The sequence below is a fragment of the Moraxella caprae DSM 19149 genome, from assembly GCF_000426885.1.
Taxonomy (GTDB): domain Bacteria; phylum Pseudomonadota; class Gammaproteobacteria; order Pseudomonadales; family Moraxellaceae; genus Moraxella; species Moraxella caprae.
The window spans coordinates 1-20027 of record NZ_AUGF01000040.1 but is presented as its reverse complement, the minus strand read 5'-3'; the positions used below and the strand labels follow the sequence as shown (position 1 = coordinate 20027).

The 20027-nt window shown below is 44.0% G+C and carries 12 protein-coding genes and 1 pseudogene; 7 read left to right on the top strand and 6 right to left on the bottom strand.

All coding sequences use genetic code 11. The features are described from left to right. Together K941_RS0109860 and K941_RS15465 are read left to right on the top strand one after the other, a co-directional pair. Positions 1–615, top strand: a 615-nt coding sequence (locus tag K941_RS0109860) for an IS607 family transposase (protein ID WP_029102751.1), incomplete at its 5' end; no start/stop codon positions are given. Further along, a pseudogene (locus tag K941_RS15465) lies at positions 612–1800 on the top strand (RNA-guided endonuclease InsQ/TnpB family protein). The gene K941_RS0109860 and the pseudogene K941_RS15465, both read left to right, overlap by 4 nt. Positions 1801–2159: 359 nt before the next feature. Here the strand turns inward: K941_RS15465 and K941_RS0109850 are convergent. The 3 genes from K941_RS0109850 to K941_RS0109840 form a co-directional block, all read right to left on the bottom strand. Continuing rightward, positions 2160–3617 (bottom strand): anion permease, encoded by a 1458-nt coding sequence (locus tag K941_RS0109850; protein ID WP_029103488.1) that lies wholly within the window; start codon positions 3615–3617, stop codon positions 2160–2162. Between the two features lie 464 nt (positions 3618–4081). Next, positions 4082–4798 (bottom strand): type III pantothenate kinase, encoded by a 717-nt coding sequence (locus tag K941_RS0109845; protein ID WP_029103487.1) that lies wholly within the window; start codon positions 4796–4798, stop codon positions 4082–4084. Between the two features lie 148 nt (positions 4799–4946). Further along, on the bottom strand, positions 4947–5789 hold the full coding sequence (locus K941_RS0109840) for a biotin--[acetyl-CoA-carboxylase] ligase (protein WP_029103486.1): 843 nt from the start codon (positions 5787–5789) through the stop codon (positions 4947–4949). A gap of 78 nt (positions 5790–5867) precedes the next feature. Between K941_RS0109840 and K941_RS0109835 the strand changes: the two genes are divergently transcribed. Continuing rightward, entirely contained in the window at positions 5868–6677 is an 810-nt protein-coding gene (locus K941_RS0109835; protein WP_029103485.1) for a sulfite exporter TauE/SafE family protein, read from the top strand. A gap of 23 nt (positions 6678–6700) precedes the next feature. Here K941_RS0109835 and K941_RS15460 read toward each other — a convergent pair whose 3' ends face one another. After that, positions 6701–7249, bottom strand: a complete 549-nt coding sequence (locus K941_RS15460; RefSeq protein WP_228130400.1) for a restriction endonuclease subunit S — start codon at positions 7247–7249, stop codon at positions 6701–6703. 1 nt (position 7250) lies between these two features. Continuing rightward, positions 7251–10409, bottom strand: a complete 3159-nt coding sequence (locus K941_RS0109825) for an N-6 DNA methylase (protein ID WP_029103483.1) — start codon at positions 10407–10409, stop codon at positions 7251–7253. A gap of 126 nt (positions 10410–10535) precedes the next feature. On the opposite strand from K941_RS0109825, the gene K941_RS0109815 reads away from it, so the two are divergent. From K941_RS0109815 to K941_RS0109805, 3 genes are all read left to right on the top strand, one after another. Beyond that, entirely contained in the window at positions 10536–14309 is a 3774-nt protein-coding gene (locus K941_RS0109815; RefSeq protein ID WP_029103482.1) for an AAA family ATPase, read from the top strand. A 391-nt stretch (positions 14310–14700) separates the two neighbouring features. Further along, the gene (locus K941_RS0109810; protein ID WP_228130399.1) at positions 14701–16728 is read left to right on the top strand and encodes a lytic transglycosylase domain-containing protein; all 2028 of its coding nucleotides are present in this window, start codon (positions 14701–14703) and stop codon (positions 16726–16728) included. A gap of 658 nt (positions 16729–17386) precedes the next feature. After that, complete coding sequence (locus K941_RS0109805; protein WP_029103480.1) at positions 17387–18373, top strand: malate dehydrogenase; 987 nt, start codon at positions 17387–17389, stop codon at positions 18371–18373. Between the two features lie 85 nt (positions 18374–18458). On the opposite strand, the gene K941_RS0109800 is transcribed toward K941_RS0109805, so the two are convergent. After that, entirely contained in the window at positions 18459–19655 is a 1197-nt protein-coding gene (locus K941_RS0109800; protein ID WP_051226005.1) for a sugar transporter, read from the bottom strand. A gap of 134 nt (positions 19656–19789) precedes the next feature. Here K941_RS0109800 and K941_RS0109795 point away from each other — a divergent pair. Continuing rightward, positions 19790–20027: transposase family protein (locus tag K941_RS0109795; protein ID WP_029103449.1), on the top strand; the 238-nt coding region annotated here is incomplete at its 3' end.

The window sequence follows — 20027 nt, the reverse complement described above, 5'->3', positions numbered from 1 at the left end:
ATGAATAGATTGATTAGTATCAACGAAGCTTCCAAACAACTTGGCGTGTCCATCTCAACATTACGCAGATGGGACGAAAGTGGTGTGCTTGTTGCCGAAAGAACACCTAAAGGACACAGACGTTACGATATTAGTAAAATCAACCCAAACCTACTGCATGGCATAGGCAACAAAGACCGAAAAACCATTGCCTATGCACGAGTATCAAGCCACGACCAAAAGGACGATTTAGAGCGTCAAATCCAAGTTTTAGAACGCTACTGTGCCAAACAAGGCTGGACTTATGAGGTCATCAATGATTTAGGTTCTGGCATGAGCTACCATAAAAAAGGACTTAAACAACTGCTTGACGGCATATTAAACAATGAAATCGGCAGATTGGTTTTAACCCATAAAGACCGCCTATTACGCTTTGGTGCAGAACTTGTCTTTGCTATCTGTGAAGCAAGAAACGTTGAAGTTATCATCATCAATCAAGGTGAAAACCCATCCTTTGAAGAAGAGCTTGCTCAAGATGTGCTAGAAATCATTACGGTATTTTCCGCTCGTCTGTATGGTTCACGCAGTAAGAAAAATAAAAAAGTGTTAGAAGCTGTTAAGGCGGTGTTAGAATGACCGCCATTCGTGGGCACATCATTGAACTAAAACCCAATCACAAACAAGCCACTTATTTTAAAAAGGCTTGCGGGGTTGCAAGATTTGCTTATAATTGGGCATTGGCGGAGTGGAAAAGGCAATACGAACAAGATAAACAATATCGTGATGACTGTTTAGCAAAGAACCTACCCATTAACGAAAGCAAACTCAACAAACCCACACAAGGCAAATTAAGAAAACAGCTTAATGCCATCAAACGCACCCAGTTTCCCTTTATGCTGGAAATTACCAAATGCTCTCCCCAGCTTGCCATTATGCAACTAGGCGATGCCTTTAAACGCTTTTTTAAAGGCGAAAGCAAATACCCCCAATTTCGCAAAAAAGGTGTAAATGACCGTTTTAGCCTATCCAACGACCAATTTAAACTCAAAACCATCAATAACAAACCATACATTCAAATCCCAAATTTAGGTTTGGTAAGAATGCGTGAAAACTTACGCTTTGATGGCAAAATCCTATCCGCCAAAGTCTTTACAAAAGGTGGTAAATGGTTTGTGTCCATTGCGGTTGAACTGAACAATAACACACAAGCCAAACAACTTAAAACCAATCAAACTCTTAAAACAGGTAATGCTGTTGGCATTGATTTAGGCATTACCGACCTTGCCACACTTTCAACAGGAGAAAAGATACAAGCACCAAAACCTTTAAAGAATAAACTTAAAAAACTTCAAAGATTATCAAAACAACTTAGCCATAAACAAAAAGGCTCTAAAAATCGTGAAAAAGCGAAAACCAAGCTATCACGATTGCATTACAAAATCAGTTGTATCAGAAAAGACTTTTTGCACAAACTCACCACTGATTTGGTAAAACGATTTGATGTGATTTGTATTGAAAACCTAAATATCAAAGGTATGGTAAAAAAATCGCAAACTAAGCCGTGCTATCAATGATTTAGGGTTTTATGAACTTAAAAGGCAACTCATCTACAAAGCAAATCAATGGGGCAAGACAGTCAAAGAACTGGATAAGTTTTATCCCTCAAGCAAAACCTGCTCTTGTTGTGGTGTTAAGTTAGATGAATTACCTTTATCTGTTAGAAACTGGACTTGCCCCAACTGCAACACAAACCACGATAGGGACATCAACGCCAGTATCAACATTTTAAACAAAGCGGATAAGATTTTAACCTTATCTTAACAAAAATCTTGGCGGGTGAGTTCTATCCCCAATTTTAAAATGCCTATGGAGCTTATGTAAGACCTACGCCAAATGGCAAGGGCAACAAGCGATGAAGTAGGAAGAAAACGCTAAATTTGCCTTTGGGTAGATTTTGGTAGGTTTTTTGGAACGGTTAATCGAGTTTTAGGCTCTGGTTCAAAAAGTATGCTACAAAGAAAACCGTTCGTGGTGAGCTTGGGAAACCTAACGGTTTTCCGACCCGCAGGCAGGCTCAGGGCGAACGGAAAACCTAGTTTGGCATACTTTTTGGACTACTATCCAAGTTTTATTAAGATGCCTTACATCGTCATGTTGTAAATCTTAATTCATGATGCCTATCAATAATACCCAAGCACTTTCCACCAAATGAGCCCCACGCCAATCCATGTCACAAGATTGACCACGCTCATGACCGCCCCGACTTTCCACCATTGCCCAAGCGAGACATAACCCGCCCCAAAGATGACAGGAGCTGTACCTGTGGCGTAGTGCGTGAGCGTCATCATCAGACTGCTTGACGCCGCCAAAATCAAGGCGTAGAGCATGGGCGGAGCCCCAAGAGCCAGCCCCACGCCATAAAACGCCCCAAACATTGCCGTGATGTGAGCGGTTGTACTGGCAAAAAAGTAATGGGCGTACAGATACACAAGTGTCAAAATCGCCATTGCACCGACCCAGCCAAGTCCCATGCCCACAATGGCAGTCTCAATCTGACCTGAAAACCATGCAATCAGCCCAAGTTTGTTCAGATAAGTCGCCATCATAATCAATACGCCAAACCACACAAGCGTATCCCAAGCCGACTTTTCTTTTAAAATATCATCCCACGTCAGCACGCCTGTCAAAATGACGACCGACAAGCCCAAAAACGCCACCGCTGTCGCATCCACCGCCAACGCATCACCAAACAGCATGGCAGGCACATTTGCCCATAGTAGGAGCATACCACTAAATACGCCAAGCATGATTTTTTCATCACGGCTTAATTTACCAAGCTCGGCAAGTTTTTGACGAGTAAAGTCTTTGACATCAGGCGTTTGGGTAATCTCAGGCTTGGCAAGGACGTAGATGATAAGGGGCATAAGTAGAATACACGCAAGCCCCGGCAGGAGCATGGCGACCGCCCACGTTGTCCACGACAGATGAATCTCGTTGCCTGTGGCTTTGCCAACCAGCTCCACTACCAAAGGGTTTGGGGCGGTGGCGGTGATAAACATGGCGGAGGTGATTGGGTTGGATTGGTAGTTTACCAGTGATAAATACTCGCCCATTTTTTTGGTGGTGCCGTCATCAGGCTTTGAGCCGAAACTCTCGGCAATAGAGCGAGTAATGGGATAGATAATCGCCCCGCCCCGAGCGGTATTTGATGGGGTAATGGGGGCAAGCAAGGTCTCAGCGATTGCCAGTGAATAGCCAATGCCGAGCGTTTTTTTGCCAAAAAAGCCGATGACATTATAAGCAATCCTCGCCCCTAGCCCTGTTTTGACAAGTCCTCGTGAGATGATGACCGCCACAGCGATGAGCCAGATGAGCGGACTTGAAAAGCTAGATAACGCATCTTTCATCGCATCTTTGGGCGTGTCGGCGGTTACGCCCGTCAAGGCAACAAGGGTAATGGCGATGATAGAAATCGCCCCAATGGGCAAAGCCTTACCAATAATCGCAACAATCGCCCCAACAAACAATGCAAGCAGATGCCATGCGTTCGGCTCAACGCCTTGTGGCATGGGAATACCAAACCAAATGATGAGAGTAACAAGCACGGCGATGACCGCAGAAACGGGCTTAAATGGCATATGTTCACCTTTTTATTATCGTGAGATGTTAAAAATAAAACCTCGCCAATTTCCCTATTGGGTAAAATATCCTTATAAATTTTAAGGATTTAAAATGAAATAAAAAATCCTCATCTGATTATTGATAAAATGCAACAAGTATCAAACTTTTATCAGCATGATTTCTTGATTTGATTATAACAGAATTATTGGCATGAACCCACAAAATATGTGGGGTTATTTAAGGAATGTTTTGATAAATTCATCAGATAAAATGATAAAAATAACCAAAAAGTGGTATAATTGCTCAATTTATGGTTAATTTTTCATAAATATATCAGTAAATTTATTATTTGGGGTATTTGATGGTAAAACAGAAAAGTTGTGGCATTAGAATGCTGTGTTGTGATAAATGTTTTTTCCAAATTTAAAAACATCGTAAAATAGCATGCTAAGGGGCGGATTGTATTCCGTTGTGTTTTGAGTTAAGCAAAATACCGCTTTAACCCCCCAAGCAATAACTCTTTCTCCACATTCAGGGCATCCCCAAACTGCACATTTATCATATCCGCCCCGCCCCCTGTGAGTGTAATCTCAAAATCAGGATAATCGGCACGCACTGCACGCACCGCTCCCACCACACCAAACAGCACGCCATGATTGACCGCATCAAAGGTCGTCCGCCCAAGCTCGGTGCGGTCAAACCGCCCAGCCTTGACCGCAATCTGCTGAGTGCCTGCATACAGGGCGTGGCGTTGCATATAGACGTTGGGCAGGATATATCCACCCAAATGTATGCCGTGTTCTATCAAATCAATCGTCAATGCCGTGCCACAGCCGACCACGCATTGTTTTTTGGTGTCATCCACCACGCCAAGCATTTGTAGCCATCTGTCCACGCCAAGCTGATTGGGGTCGTAGTGGCTTGTCAAAAGGGAGTGATTGGCATTGACTTTGGCAAATTCAAAGGGTACGGCAAAGCCTTGCAAGGTCTTGTCAATGGCGGTGTTAATCTTATCGCCAAGCACGCTAGAAATCCCCACAAATTCAGGCTCAAAGCTTGCCAATGTGCCAAGCAGTCCAAATAGTAACTCATTGGGGGCTTTTAGGTGTTCTTTTGCGTCATGGGCGATAATGGTGTCGTTATCGACTATCCAATATTTTAGGCGGGTATTGCCCAAATCTAGCCAAAGTTTTTTCATGATTTTCCTTAGTAAAATGGGTTTTGGCATTTATATAAATTTTAAAAAATTCTCATATTGTGGGGATAATTTTTTAAAAATCTCAATTTTAATGCCAATTTTTAATAAAGGGCAAATTTCAATTTTCCCCTACAATTTATTTAAAAACCTAATTCACAATTTTTGCCATACCTGCAAATATCGGCTTAATATCGCCATTGCCATTTAATAACAATTCGCCTTGATTGCCAATGCCGATACACCTGCCTTTGGCATAAATATCGGTCATATTATTTTGAATAAAAATATGAATAAGTTTATCGGCCAAAAGATGATTGGCGTTAAATTTATCAATAAAATTTTGTAGATACATGGGTTCTTTACAATGATTACAAATTTCTACCGCTTGAAAGATTGCATTTGCCATAGGAATATATAAATCTTGGGCGGTTGTTTTTATGTCGGATAATTCTTTTAAACACGTCGCTTGATAAAGACCGTCTTTTATCACAGGCGAATTATTGACATTTAACCCCACACCAATTACCACGCCCACAAGGGTATTTTTATCCAATTTTTTAAAAACAGGTTCAATTAAAATGCCAGAGAGTTTTTTAAAAAATCCTGCTTTATCATCATAAAAGCCCACGTCATTTGCCCATTTTACGCCAATGGGGGGTAGGTTATTTTCGGTGCGAATTTGATTAATGGTTTGAATAATTTTTAATTGAGCAAGTTGATAGCCTACCGCCAATGACAATAAGCCCGATAATTGATGTAACTCAAATTGCCCCTGACCAATCGGAACATATAAAGACAAAAAAACATTGTCCGCACCGCTCACCCACGTCCGCCCATGCTGTCCACGCCCTGCCGTTTGGTGGTTTGCCGTGTATAGGTGGGGGGCGGTGTGGGGGTGCGTGCCGTCTTTGATGGCGTGGATGAGCTGGGTGTTGGTGCTGTCTGTCGTGTCAAAATGGGTGTGGGGCGTGGCGGTCAAAAAATCTGGCATGGGGCGGTTTTTGGTTGTTTCAAATGAATAAAAATAAGCTATAATACCATAAATTTGGTAAATGTGAGAGTATGTAACATGATGTATCTGTGGTTTGTGGTCGCAGGAGCGTTTGCGGGCGTGTGTGCAGGGCTGTTTGGCGTGGGCGGTGGTCTTATCATCGTGCCTGCACTTGTGTGGATTTTGGGGGCGTATGGCTTTCCGAGCGAGTTTATCCCCCATGTGTCGGTGGGGACGGCTTTGGCGACTATCATCATTACGTCTATCAGCTCTTTGACGGCTCACAACAAAAAAGGCGGGGTACGTTGGGATGTGTTTAAGAATCTAACCTATGGCTTGGTGGTCGGCTCGCTGTTTGGGGCGTGGGTGGCGACGCTTATCAAGGGGGATTATTTGCAAGGTCTGATTGGTGTGTTTGCCATTGCCATGTCCATACAGATGTTTATGAAAAAGGCGGACGAGAATATCAAGCCTCTGCCTAAGCCGATGAGTCAGAGCGTGGCGGGCGGTGTGATTGGTATGGCTTCGGCGATTTTTGGGATTGGCGGTGGTAGCCTAAACGTGCCGTATCTTACCCACGCAGGTCTGCCCATGAAACAAGCGGTCGGGACTTCGGCAGCGTGCGGTCTGCCCATTGCCATTGCAGGGGCGTTAGGCTTTATGATATTTGGGCGAAGTCATGTGGCTAGTATGAGCGAGCCTGTGGCAGGACTGCTTGGCTTTGTGCATTTGCCTGCTTTTGTCGCCATTAGTGTGGCGAGCTTTATTACCGCCAAACTTGGGGCAAAAATCGCCCATAAACTGCCAGCAGGTACACTCAAAAAAGCCTTTGCCTGTTTGCTGATTGTGGTGGGTTGTCAGCTTGTGTGGAGTGGGGTGGTGGGGTAGGTGGCTACCCCCCATTTTTGTCTTTATAGGTATTTTGCTAATATTGCCTCTTTCTTTCTTTGGCTTTCATTTATAACTTTTGTATGAATTTCAATTTTTTGTTCGTAGAGTTCGGCTTTTTCGATTATTTTTTGCATTTCATCATGTGACTGTAAGATTGGTATTTTAAATGATAATAAGGTTTTTTGAGTTAATTGGTTGATAGAAACAGTTGATGATATTTTTTCTATTTGTTCTGCATAGTGTTTGCTTTGCGTCCATAGGTAAATCCATTTGCTAAATTTATTACTACGACAAATTGCCATAAATGCCCCAAATGTCATCGGTTCATTTAGGTTATCTAAATAAGCAGATTTACCTAATAATTTTTTGCTTCCATTTCTAACGCAAATTAAAACATCTTTATTTTTAACAAAATACTTGTCGTTAATATTTAGCTTTACTCGTACTTGGTCATTAAAATCTAATTTTCCATTTTTGATATTTGATGAACGTAGCACGAGAATGCCATTATCATTTATATGTTCAGGTTTATAAGTTAGTCCGATATATGATTGACAAATGTCTCCCAAATTAACCAGATTTAACCCCCCCCCCCTGCGTTTTGTAAACAATTTCTAATTCATTAAAAATATCCGCAATTTTTTGGCGATAAGTTTCTATTGCCATACGGCTATTTTCATATTCATCATCAATCTTTTGGCATTCATCAATAATTTGTTGTTGAATACTTGGGGGCGGTAAGGGAATTTTAAAGTTTTTAATATCATCAGGATAGACATGGGGTTGTGCCGAGCCACGAGCCAAATCAAATAATGCCTGTTGCATACTTTGTAAATAAACAAATATATATTTGGTTGCCAATTCAGTTTTGCCACGAATGGTTGTACAATCTGATGCAAATATCTTTTCTTTCCAAAAATTAACAAAACCTGCATTTGCACCAGAAGCACTAATGGTTATGGTGTTTTCATCACGATTATATTCATTATGCGTATAGGCAAAATCTTTACCGCCAGCAACAACTTTGTAATTGCCCGATATGGCATTTTTTGCAGTAATCGATTTGCCTTTTCTGATTTCACTTGGAAAATCAACTAATTTTATAAGCGGATATTTACTATTAATCTCAATTCTCTTTTGAATGCTGGTACGAATGGATTTATTAAAACCAATCAATCCAAAATCAAGCATATCTACAGTATTAACCATATACGCATATTCGCCATAAGTGTCAGCAATGGCAATATCTTTTCGTTCAAACATTTGACGGATATAATGAGCCAATGTGTTTTCGGCAAAACGATTATCGTGGTCGTATAGTTTCCCCCCTGCTTTGATGATTTGAATGCCTTCTGCCCCTTTACGATTGCTCCAATCATAGCCCAAAAATTCTTTTTGTTTGGCATTTTCGCTTGGGGCGTTGATAATAAGGGTTTTCTGATTGTCCGTTAGGGCAAAAAAGGTAATTTTTTCTTTTTCTAATAATTCAAATTCTATTAAGAATTTTTTGGTAATGATTGCATTTTTTTCATCATCAGATAGGTCTTTTTGGGTTTTATCCAAACCAATTTTTGGTAATAAAGACTGGCGATGTAGGACGATATATTCGTTGTCAATGGTTGTTAATTCGTCCCATGTCAATGTTTTTAGGCGAAATTTATCATAAATATCAACAGGCACATCTATTTTATTTAAATAGCGTTGATAAACATTTTTATCATTCCAATTATTTAATTCTGCTTTATTAAATATGGCTCGGGCATGGTCTTTGGCAAAATTTATTTGTTTTGGTGGATATTTCATTTTTTCCAAAAATAAAATTACCGTATTAGTGCCTGTTGCTCCAAATGTTTTACTGCCTAAATTGACAATAGCATGAATAAAAAACTCTTGCAATAATAATTCTCTTGCACCTGTATAGCTTGTGCTATCATTGCTCAAAATACTAGACGGCAGAATAACTGCACCAATACCGCCTGATTTTAATAATTGGGCAATGCGTTCGCAGAATAAAACTTCTATTTCTCCGCCATTATTGGTAATTAAATTTAATAAAGATAATTGGTTGTTTTTTAGTTTTAGATGAGATTTAAAAGCCGAAACAGAATAGGGCGGATTGGCAACCAAAATGTCAAATTGTTCATTTTGTATGCCTTTGCCAATATCATTATCTAAGCCGTCCCCAAAAATAATATTACTGTCGCCAGCACCATTCATAAACATGGATACTTGCGAAACACGAGCCAAACGATAGTCTTTTTCTATGCCAAAAATACTATCACGAACCCAATCATTATTTGAATTGGGTTTGGCGTTATTAATGGCTTCTATGGCTTCTGTTAGAAAATGCCCAGAGCCACACGCATAGTCAATCACTTTTGGGTATTTATCATCACTTTTGTTAATGATATTTTGTAGTGGTAAGCTATCCCAAATAAAACGAGTGATTGGACTTGGGGTAAAAAACTGTCCTTCGTTTTGCTTAAAACCTTTATTTAATAATTGTTCAAATAAATCGCCCAAAAATTGATGTTTTGATGGATAAACAATGCGGTATTTCTCAAAAAGCTGTACCATTTCTACCAATATTTTGCCGTTTTGTAAAAATAGAGCTTCGTTATGTACGTCTTTAAAAGAAAAATCGTTATTGGTATAAAACTTTAATTTGCGAATGGTGTGTTTTAATTCATCAATGGCGTGAATTCTGTCGCCACCTTGATAGCGTGAAAAAATGTCTTGGGCATATTCATTGGGAATATAAAAGATTTCTTCTTTCATAAACCTATCCATGCCTTCCGTATAAAGTCGTTGCAATCTGTCTTGTAGGGTTTCAAACGTGTCTTGACCAACTTTATATTGAAATTCTACTTCGTTGTTTTCGTCTTTTTGAATTTCATCAACCAATTTACAAATAAATAAAGCAATTAAGCGATTAAAGGCATTTTCTTTATCGGATACAGCATTATGGCGTAATATTTCTTCAAACTGATTGATGATTTTGTCATCAGGATTAAAATCTTGCAAATCTTTTTTGCGAAGTGGTTTAATGCCAATATGATAAGCGGTGGTTTCATCGCCAAAAAATAGTTCTTGGTGTAATTGTCTAAGATAGGTTTCTTGCCAAATCTCGTGCAATTTTTGTTTGTTATGGGCATTGTTATAAAGTCCAATGCTTTCATCTGTTTGGGAAAGAAGTTTTAGGTTTTCGTCATCGCTACATTTGATGATGTCATTTTTATAAATCAATTCATCATCAATAATATCAGATGCGTATAAACCAAGCCATTTTACAGAGCGGTCTTGTTGCCAATAACTAAATAATTGACCGCCGTCATCTTTGAGTATTTTTAGGGCTTTATTGTATTCTGTGCCATAAGTTTTGCATTCAATAATCATCAATAGGTCATCATTATGATAAACGCAAATATCAGCCCGTCCGCTTTTTTGGCTATGACCTAATGACCAGCGTTTTTCTAATTCTATATCACAGGCTTGATAACCTTTTTCTAATAAGCGATGAACACATTCAAAAACCACGAAATTCTCATTACTGCTAAAATTACACGTTTGTTTTTCATTGATTTTTAAGTTTTTGGGATAAATCAATGTTTTGTTGTCAAAATCCACTTGTAAAAGAGTGGTTTCGTTAAATGTTTTTGTCCAAATATTTCCATGTTGGTTAAAGTTTAAAAGAACAAGTAGGTCTGGCAGGGTTTGTGCGGTAATCATGTCAGTGTCAAAAGTTTAAAAATGGCTATTTTACAATAAAAATAGGGCAAATGGTATGGATTTTGGTTTAATAAAAAGGTACTTTTTGCTAAAATACACCCTTTACCACACCCAATCCCAATCATCATGCGTCTAAAATCCCTAAAACTCTCAGGCTTTAAATCCTTTGCCAATCCCACCACTTTTACCTTTAAGCACGACATTACCGCCATTGTTGGGCCAAACGGCTGTGGCAAGTCCAACGTGATTGATGCCATACGCTGGGTGCTGGGCGAGACGAGTGCCAAACAGCTTCGGGGCGGGGCGATGAGCGATGTCATCTTTGCAGGGGTAGAAGGGCGAGCGGGTAAATCTCTGGCGAGCGTGGAGCTGACCTTTGAGCACACCCAAGATGAGAGTGCAGGCATTCGCCATGCCCTAAACCTATACCATGAGCTGACCCTACGCCGTCAAGTGACCAAAGAAGGCAAGTCTGATTATTACATCAATGGGCAAAAGGTACGTCGCCGTGATGTGGTGGACGTGTTTTTGGGAACGGGGCTTGGGGCGAGAAGTTATGCCGTGATTGAGCAGGGCATGATAGGGCGGATTGTTGATTCTAGCCCCATGCAACTGCGTGAGTTCATCGAAGAGGCGGCGGGTGTGTCACGTTATCAGGCACGCCGAGCCGAGACCGAAAAACAGTTAAATGAAACCAAGGACAATCTGGCACGACTTAATGACTTGCAAGGTGAGCTTAAAAAACAGCACAAAACACTCATCCGTCAAGCCGAGTCCGCCAAAAAATACCAAGCCCTAAATGATGAGTTGTTTGAGCTGAACAAAAACGACTTATTAAAACGCATTTTTGAGGCGTGGCAATACTTAGAAACCAAAAAACAAGACAAAGACAAATCCGCCCAAATCCTGCACGAGCTAGAACAAGCGGTGGGTAAAGCCAAAAAAGAGCTGGACGTCCATTCAGCCAAACTTGCCGAGGCAAACTGGCTCAAAGATGACGCACGGGACAACTACCATAACGCCCGCATGAAAGAGCAGACGGCAGAACATAACTATTATAGCCTAAACCAAGAGATTGCCAGTTGTGAAGACAAAATCGCCCGCCTAACCGAGCTCAAAGCCCAGTCAGAGGCGAGCATTGTGGAGAACCAACAAAGCATTGATGAGATTGACAAGGAGCTTGGGCAAATCAGCCCTGATGTAACCGAGGGAGTGTTAAAACTGACCGCCTTACAAGATGAGCTGACCCAAGCCCAAGGGGAGTTTAACACTGCCAAACAGCAAGTGAGCGAGCTTACCCAAAAAAAGAGCGACCTAGAAAACACGCACAAACTGGCGACATCGCAAAAAAACCGCCTACTCACAAGCCACGAGCGAGTCACCAAAAAATACCAAGAACTCATCAATAAGCATGAGAACAAAGAGCAAAACCACGACAAAGAGCAGGATGAGATAAAGTCGCTGACGAGCCACATCGCCACGCTAAATCTTGCCATAGATGAGTTATCTGATGACGACGGCAGGCAGGTGTTTGATGAAAAAAGTCGGCAGGTCAAAGCATTGCAAGATGAGCTGTCTGCACTAGAAAAACGCCATGCGTCCATGATGGGTGAGTATGACACCCTGCACAAACTGGTGCATAAACCCAAACATGCCCCGTCCGCCGATGATGACGGCACGGATGATGATACAGACAACAGTGGGACTGATGGCATGGTCGCTGACACCAAAAGTGGCGTGGATGGTATCGCCCTGCCTCAACTGGACTCATTAAAAGACAGCATTAAGCTAACCCGTGATGGCGAAAATTATGCCGATGTACTGGATAAATTTCTGGGCTTTTGGCTGGATGCTCGGGTGCTAGACGGCGAGCGTGATTTTTCTTTGTTGCCAATTATCAATCATCTGCCCACAGCCATGGACGGTGGTAAGCACAGCCATGATGATAAAAGGGATAAGAAAAAAGACAGCAAAAAAGCCAAGCACAAAGGCGATACATTAGGGCTGTCTGCTCATGAACGCTTGCCAAGCATGATGCTTTATACCGCACCTAATTTTAGGCAAAGTAGTGATAAACTCATTCCGCTCACTGCCTTGATAAAATCGCCCACGCTGGCACTGTGGCAGGGCGTGTATCTGCTGGATGTCGATACCCAAACGCTTGATGAAAAGGGGTTTGATAAACTGGTCACGGCATGGGCGGATGAGCTTGCCCAAGGCGTGCTGATTTTGACAAAGACAGGATGGATTATTGGCTCTTTTGGGGTCGTGCATGTCTCTGCTTTGGGGCAGGGCAGACAGGGGCAGGGCGTGCTTAGCGAGCGAGCCGAACACGCCAAACGCTTAGATGAGCTAGAAGAGAGACTGGGGCAGATAGAGAGCGAGCTAGATGACAAACAGCGGTCGTTAAAGGCGATGATGAGTGAGCTGGATGTCCTAAGAGTGGCACAAGAAGAACGCCATGCCAAGCACAGCGAGCTGACCCACAGCCTGCATGAGAGCAAGGCAAAACTGGTCAAACTAGAGCATCAGATAAGTCAAGATAAGCTGATATGGGAGAATTTTAACAGCCAAAAGATAAGCCTTAGCGATGAACTCTCCGAGCTAGATGGCGAGCTTAGGCTCATGGATGATGAGATTGGGCGTAGCATGACGGCACTAGATGAGCATTTGCCCGTATTGCAGGTCGCCCAAAACACCCTAAATGTGCTGTCGGTAAGCGTGGATGAGCTGTCAGGCAAGGTCAGGCAGATGACCCAAGACAGACAGGAGCTGACACTCAAACAGACCACACTCACCCAAAACAAAGCCCACGCCACAAGGCTATTAGAGTTATCGCATGAGAACGTGGCAAAGGCGGACATCGAGACCAAGGAGCTCATCGCCCAGAGCATGGCGATGAGTGAGCGGCTGCCTGTGTTAGAAGATGCCTTTAAACAGGCAAAAGCCGAGACCGCCGAGCTAAAAGTACAAAGCGAAGAGCATGAAGCGGTGGCAAAAACGCTGGTCATCATGCAGGGCAGACTACAAGAGAATCTGACCGATGCCCATGCTAAGTTCGCTGCTGCACAGGCGAGCATTGCCAATGCTCATGCTGATGTGGCGGTGGGGGAGAGCCGTTTGGCGGATTTGGGCGAGCAGATGCTTGGCATGAATGAGCAGTTTAACCTGCCGTCCACGTTGGCGGATTTTCGGGCGAGTACGCCTGTATTTGCCGATAACAGCTCTCGCATTGAGCAGATTAAGGCGGACATTGAGAAGCTAGGGGCGGTCAATCTGGCGGCGGCGGCAGAGCTTGCCGAGTTAGAAGAGCGAGTCTCGCCCCTAGATGAGCAGGTGGCAGACATCACAGACAGCATGAAAAAACTCCAAGACGCCATTCGTGCCATTGATGACAAGACCAAACAGCTGTTTTTGGGCATGTTAAAAGCGGTCAATGATGAGATGAATGCGTTGTTTGCCAAAGTGTTTGGCGGTGGGCAGGCAAGCCTAACACTCATTGATGATGAGAGCTTGCCCAAGGCGGACAAATGGCGGGCAGGACTCGTGCTAATGGCACAGCCTAAGGGTAAGAAAAACTCACGCCTTGCCGTGCTGTCAGGCGGAGAGAAAACACTGACCGCCCTAAGTCTGATTTTTGCGATTTTCAAACAGCACCCTGCTCCGTTTTGTGTGCTTGATGAAGTCGATGCCCCCTTGGATGATGCGAACGTGGGGCGGTTTACGAGTCTGATTCATGAGTTGTCAGATAGAGTGCAGTTTGTCTTTATCAGTCATAACAAACTTGCCATGCAAGTGGCACATGAGTTAAAGGGCATTACCATGCCTACGGCGGGCATTTCTAGTTTGGTGACAGTCAATTTAGAAGAAGCGGAGAAATATCTAGAACCCCGTGAATGATAAAAAGGGTGTTTGGATAAGTGCGGGGTGCTTGTTATTTCAGTGTGTATTTTGGGGATTTTTAAAATAAAAATGGTTGGCATTGCTTGTCCGTGTTTTTTATTTTCAAGGTTAATTATTTATAGTCAAGAAACTTTAAATAGTCAAGAAACTTTAAAATTACTACAAATTCAATGATGTAGGAGCGTGCTGAGCACGCCTTGTAAAAATAATGCCCTATAAATGTATTCAAAGCCAGTCCCCACAAAACTTGTGGTAAATATCAGGTGTGTTAGGTGTACCATTAAAAATATCCGCCAAATTTACAACTTTTATACAGCCGCTAAATGAGTTGCAAAATTAGTTTGATAAGCTAACCCACCTTTTTACCGCCCAAATCATGGAACCCATCATGCACACCAAACACCGCTCATCTGGACGCTTTTTATCTTTATCTACCCTTGCCCTATCTGTCATGGGCGTATCGCTTGTGGCATGTGCCAATGCCAAAGATTATAGCCAAGACGGCAGTGTCTATCAGTTCATGGAAGCCGAACGCCAAAAGTCCAACACCAACGCCATGTATCAGTATGAGCAGAGCATGCAAGGCTCGCTGTTTGCCATGTACCCGACCTATTGGCGACTTAACAACGGCATCACCTATCATGACCCTAGCATCATCAACAGCTTTGTTCAGCAGTACCCCAACCACGTCATCAGTGAAAAACTCGTGGCAGACTATGCCGAAGAAAAGGCACGCCAAGGCGACTATCACAGCGTGCGTGCGGTCATTCCTAACATTCGTAATGCCGATGCGTCCGAAGCATGTGCCATCGCCCTAGGTCATAACGGAGCAAATGATGCCCGTGCTTTAGAGCAAAAAGAGAATGTCTGGCTAAACACCCAAATCAAGCAGTCTTTGTGCGACAAGCTCGCCCTAGAAATGGGCAATAACCGCCACATCAGTCGCACCGACCGCCACGAACAGCTGATTCGCATGATGAGAATCGACGCCCGTCAGCTGTCATCACGCAACCCACCCCTTGATAAGAGTGCGGACATCATCAGCCTTGCCCGTCAGCTTAACCTAGCCATCGATTATGGCACGCTTGCGACTATCCGCTCAAATCCCAACGGCTTTTTTAGTCAGTTTCATGCCATGCCGTTTAGCGAGACGAACCAATACCTATATGTCTATGCCATCAGCCAACTGGCTCATCGTTCATATTGGGAGGCCAGCACTCAGCTCAATTATGATATTAATCAAGACAACGCCCGCTCTCAAAAACTGCTCTCGGACATGGCACGTCGCTATGCATGGCGGAGCATTGCCGTTAAGCGTATGAACATGAACACCGATGACGGCTTTAATGTGGAGGCGGTGCATTGGTTTAGAAACAGCCTAGGCGAGCCGTTTAACTTTGAAGAAGCCGAAGACTATGCTCAAGCAGGTATCTACTTTGGGCAATGGACGGACGTGATTAACGCCATCGGGGCGATGAGCAAGACCAAGGCAGGCGAGAATGTTTGGCAGTATTGGCTGGCTCGTGCTTATGAGCAGACGGGCAAGGGCAGACAAGCTCGTCAGATTTACCAAAATCTCACCAAAAACTTAGATTATTATGGTCTGCTTGCCCGTGATAGGCTAAACATGCCCCTAACTGCCAATGACATCGGCGGTATCGGCATGCCAAACATCAGTGCCAGAGATACCGCTCGTATCATGCAAAACCCTGATTTTGCTCGTGCCTTTAAACTCATGGAGAGTGGGGCGAGTATGGAGCATATTCAGCGTGAGTGGAACTGGGCGGTGCGTACCACCACAAACGCAGGCGACCATCAGCTCGTGCTTGCCGCCGCCAAAAAAGCCCACGACATGGGGATTTATAGCCGTAGCATTCACGCCATGGAGAACTCGCCCCTAAGAGCATCAGCGATTAGCCACCCCATGCCTTATCAGCACAGCTTTATGGCTCATGCGGGCAGTGCAGGCATTGACCCTGCGTGGGCGTATGGCATCACTCGCCAAGAGAGTCGTTTTGCTGCCAATGCTCGCTCGGGCGTGGGGGCAGGTGGGCTGATGCAAATCATGCCAAACACCGCCAAGATGATTGCTGGCAAAATCGGCGGTAGTGGCAATTCAAGCGACCCTGATACCAACATCCGCTATGGCACATGGTATCTGTCGGACAAGACCCGTGATTTTAACGGGCAAATCGCCCCTGCCACCGCCGCCTACAATGCTGGCACAACCCCTGCTCGCAAATGGCTACCCAAGCATGGCACCATCAGTGCCGACCAATATGTCGAAGCCATCCCGTATTCAGAGACTCGTGAGTATGTCAAGCACGTCATGGAAAATGCCACCATCTATGGCGTGATACTCGGCAGATACACCCCAATTAGCCAACGCATGGGAACAGTGTCGCCGTCTTGGTAAGTCTAGGGCGTGCCTGCCTTTGGTATTTGCCATGAAAAATGCCTGTTTAAAAAAGCAGGGGAATCGCCCGTTTTTCAAGGAAAAAGTGAACTTTGTGAGTCTTCTATCAAACAAGCTTTTAACTTCGAGCCACAATCCGACCACTTAACTGGGTAAATTTTAAGAGTTTTACACCCAACCAACTTGATATTTACCACGAGTTTGTAGGAGTGTGCTGAGCACACCCTTTTGATGACATTGCCGTGCAAGGCGTGCACAGCACGCCCCTACATCCACAAATCATTGTGTTTGTAGTAATTTTAAAGTTTACTGGGTATAACTTAATTTTTTAAATTAAGTGGTCAGATAGCCATTTTTCATGCAAAAACATCATTCTATATACTGGTTTAGCAAAGCCTGTGAAAATGGTTATGACTTAGCCTGTCAATATCTCTAATTTACACAAGCCTGTCAATGTACGAGCTTTTTATGGTAAATTAACAAAAGCCGATTGGTGGTAATTTGCCCCAAAAAACCTTTGCCAATACCCCAAAAACCTTTGCCAATACCCCAAAAAATATGCTACACTAGGGCGATTTTGCAGTTTTTGAAATGGGTTTCAAAAGGCAAAATTGAGCAAAATTTTTTCCATTTTCAAATTTTATTTTAAGGATAAGTCATGAGCAAACAGCCTGTTCGTGTTGCGGTAACTGGTGCCGCAGGTCAGATTGGTTATAGCCTATTGTTCCGTATTGCCAGCGGTGAGATGCTTGGCAAAGACCAGCCTGTGATTTTGCAACTTCTAGAAATCCCCAACGAAAAAGCCCAACAAGCCCTACAGGGTGTTATCATGGAACTTGATGACTGTGCTTTCCCATTACTGCATGACGTGATTGGCACGGACGACCCAAATGTGGCGTTCAAAGACGCAGATTATGCCCTGCTTGTTGGTGCTCGTCCCCGTGGACCGGGCATGGAGCGTGCTGACCTACTCCAAGAAAACGCCAAAATCTTTACCGTACAAGGCAAAGCCCTAAATGACGTGGCAAGCCGTGATGTCAAAGTTTTGGTAGTCGGCAACCCTGCCAACACCAACGCTTACATCGCCATGAAGTCTGCCCCAGACCTACCTGCCAAGAACTTCACCGCCATGCTACGCCTAGACCACAACCGTGCCTTGACCCAAGTCGCCAAAAAGACTGGCAAAGCCGTCAAAGACATCAAAAACCTAACCGTATGGGGCAACCACAGCCCAACCATGTACGCTGACTACCGTTTTGCCACCATTAATGGCGAGAGCGTCAAAGACATGATTAACGACCAAGAGTGGAACGCTAACACCTTCCTGCCAACAGTTGGTAAACGTGGTGCGGCAATCATCGAAGCTCGTGGCTTGTCATCAGCGGCCTCCGCTGCCAACGCTGCCATTGATCACATGAGAGATTGGGCGTTGGGCTCAAATGGCGAATGGGTAACCATGGGCGTTCCGTCTGATGGCTCTTATGGTATCCCAGAAGGCGTGATGTTCGGTTTCCCTGTAACCTGCGAAAATGGCGAATACAAAATCGTTCAAGGCTTAGAGATTGATGAGTTTAGCCAAGAGCGTATCAATATTACGCTAAACGAGCTGACCGAAGAGCGTGATGCGATTGCACATTTGCTATAATTAGCAGTTAGACAAATGCCTCTTATCGTACGATAGGGGGTATTTTTTTATCATTTTAAAGGGATTTGTAGGGGCTTTACAAGTCCTAGGCGTTACGTGTCATTTTTACGCTCATCCCATGCACCAATACCGCCAGTAACATCACGCCCGCCCCGACATGGCCTATCATGGTCAGTCCTAGGGCTTGATGAGCGATGACCATGCCACCAAGTAACGCCCCACCACCGATACCGATGTTATAAATCCCAGAAAACAGACTCATGGCGACATCTGTGGCTTGTGGGGCGAGTTTTAGGGTGCGAAGTTGTAGCACCAGACTAATGGCCGTCATGCTCACACCCCACAGCACCGCCAATGCCGTCCACAGCATGATATGACCTGCCAATATCATCATCAGCATGAGACTAGCCAGCACACCAATCATCGCCAACCACAAAAACCCCTGCTCAAAACGCTCATAATACCGCCCAAACAGCACACTTGCCACAATCCCTGCCAAGCCAAAGATGAGCAGTACCGCCGTGGCATAGGTCGGGCTAAACGCATTGATGTGCAACACAAACGGCTCGATATAACTATAAGCGGTAAAATGTGCCGTGACGGCTAGGGCTATCATGAGATAGACGGCGATAAGGGGTTTGTTTTTAGCGATGAGTGTCAGGCTTGATAAGTCACCCACGTTGCGACTGGGCAGTTTTGGCAAAATGTACCATAGCACCATCATGGCGACAAAAGCAATCGCCCCAATCGTCCCAAAAGTCGTCCGCCAGCCCAGATACTGCCCCAATATCCGCCCAAGCGGTAATCCCAACACAGTCGCCAATGCCGAGCCTGTGGCGAGCATGCCTAGGGCGGTGGTTTGTTTGCCTTTGGGGGCGACACGGACAACAAGGCTTGCCGTGATAGACCAAAACACCGCATGAGCCAGTGCCACTCCTGCCCGAGCGATGAGTAGTATGGCAAAGCTACTGGCAAGCACGGTCATGATATGACTGATGATAAAGATGATGAATAAGCCCATGAGCAGTTTTTTGCGTTCTATCTTGGCGGTTAGGAGCATGGCAGGCAAGGATAAGCACGCCACAATCCACGCATACACGGTCATCATCACGCCCACTTCGTGAGCAGGCATGCCAAAACTTGCCCCAATATCAGAGAGTAGGGCGACGGGGATAAACTCAGTGGTATTAAAGATAAAGGCGGATAGGGCTAGGGCGACGACACGCAGGGTGCGAATGCGGTTGGCGTGGGCAGAGAAGTCGTGTTGGGGGATGTGGGTCATGGGTAAAAGGCGTATTTTAACATAAAATGCTAGGGTGTACCTATCATTGATAACATTTTCACAGAGCAATCGCACCACAACCATCGACAAACCCACAATAAATCATTAAAATGTGAGCAAAAAGGACATTCTTTATGCTCACAAACCCCATTGACTATTTATCACAGGTTCATGACCCAAGGCGTCAAAACAAAAACCTGCTACACCCACTTAAAAACATTCTAACCATTGCCTTAACCGCAGTTATCTGTGGTTATCATGACTGGGTAGATATAGAAGACTTTGGCAATGAAAACAAAACATGGTTTGCCACATTTCTTGACTTAACTCATGGCATACCCTCACATGACACCTTTGGCAATGTCTTTAAAC

What these genes read in the sequence shown, in the direction of transcription:
- K941_RS0109800 (WP_051226005.1), bottom strand. Translation starts at nt 19,655, where the DNA reads ATGACCCACATCCCCCAACACGACTTCTCTGCCCACGCCAACCGCATT.
- K941_RS0109825 (WP_029103483.1), bottom strand. Translation starts at nt 10,409, where the DNA reads ATGATTACCGCACAAACCCTGCCAGACCTACTTGTTCTTTTAAACTTT.
- K941_RS0109805 (WP_029103480.1), top strand. Translation starts at nt 17,387, where the DNA reads ATGAGCAAACAGCCTGTTCGTGTTGCGGTAACTGGTGCCGCAGGTCAG.
- K941_RS0109815 (WP_029103482.1), top strand. Translation starts at nt 10,536, where the DNA reads ATGCGTCTAAAATCCCTAAAACTCTCAGGCTTTAAATCCTTTGCCAAT.
- K941_RS0109810 (WP_228130399.1), top strand. Translation starts at nt 14,701, where the DNA reads ATGCACACCAAACACCGCTCATCTGGACGCTTTTTATCTTTATCTACC.
- K941_RS0109845 (WP_029103487.1), bottom strand. Translation starts at nt 4,798, where the DNA reads ATGAAAAAACTTTGGCTAGATTTGGGCAATACCCGCCTAAAATATTGG.
- K941_RS0109840 (WP_029103486.1), bottom strand. Translation starts at nt 5,789, where the DNA reads ATGCCAGATTTTTTGACCGCCACGCCCCACACCCATTTTGACACGACA.
- K941_RS0109850 (WP_029103488.1), bottom strand. Translation starts at nt 3,617, where the DNA reads ATGCCATTTAAGCCCGTTTCTGCGGTCATCGCCGTGCTTGTTACTCTC.
- K941_RS0109835 (WP_029103485.1), top strand. Translation starts at nt 5,868, where the DNA reads ATGATGTATCTGTGGTTTGTGGTCGCAGGAGCGTTTGCGGGCGTGTGT.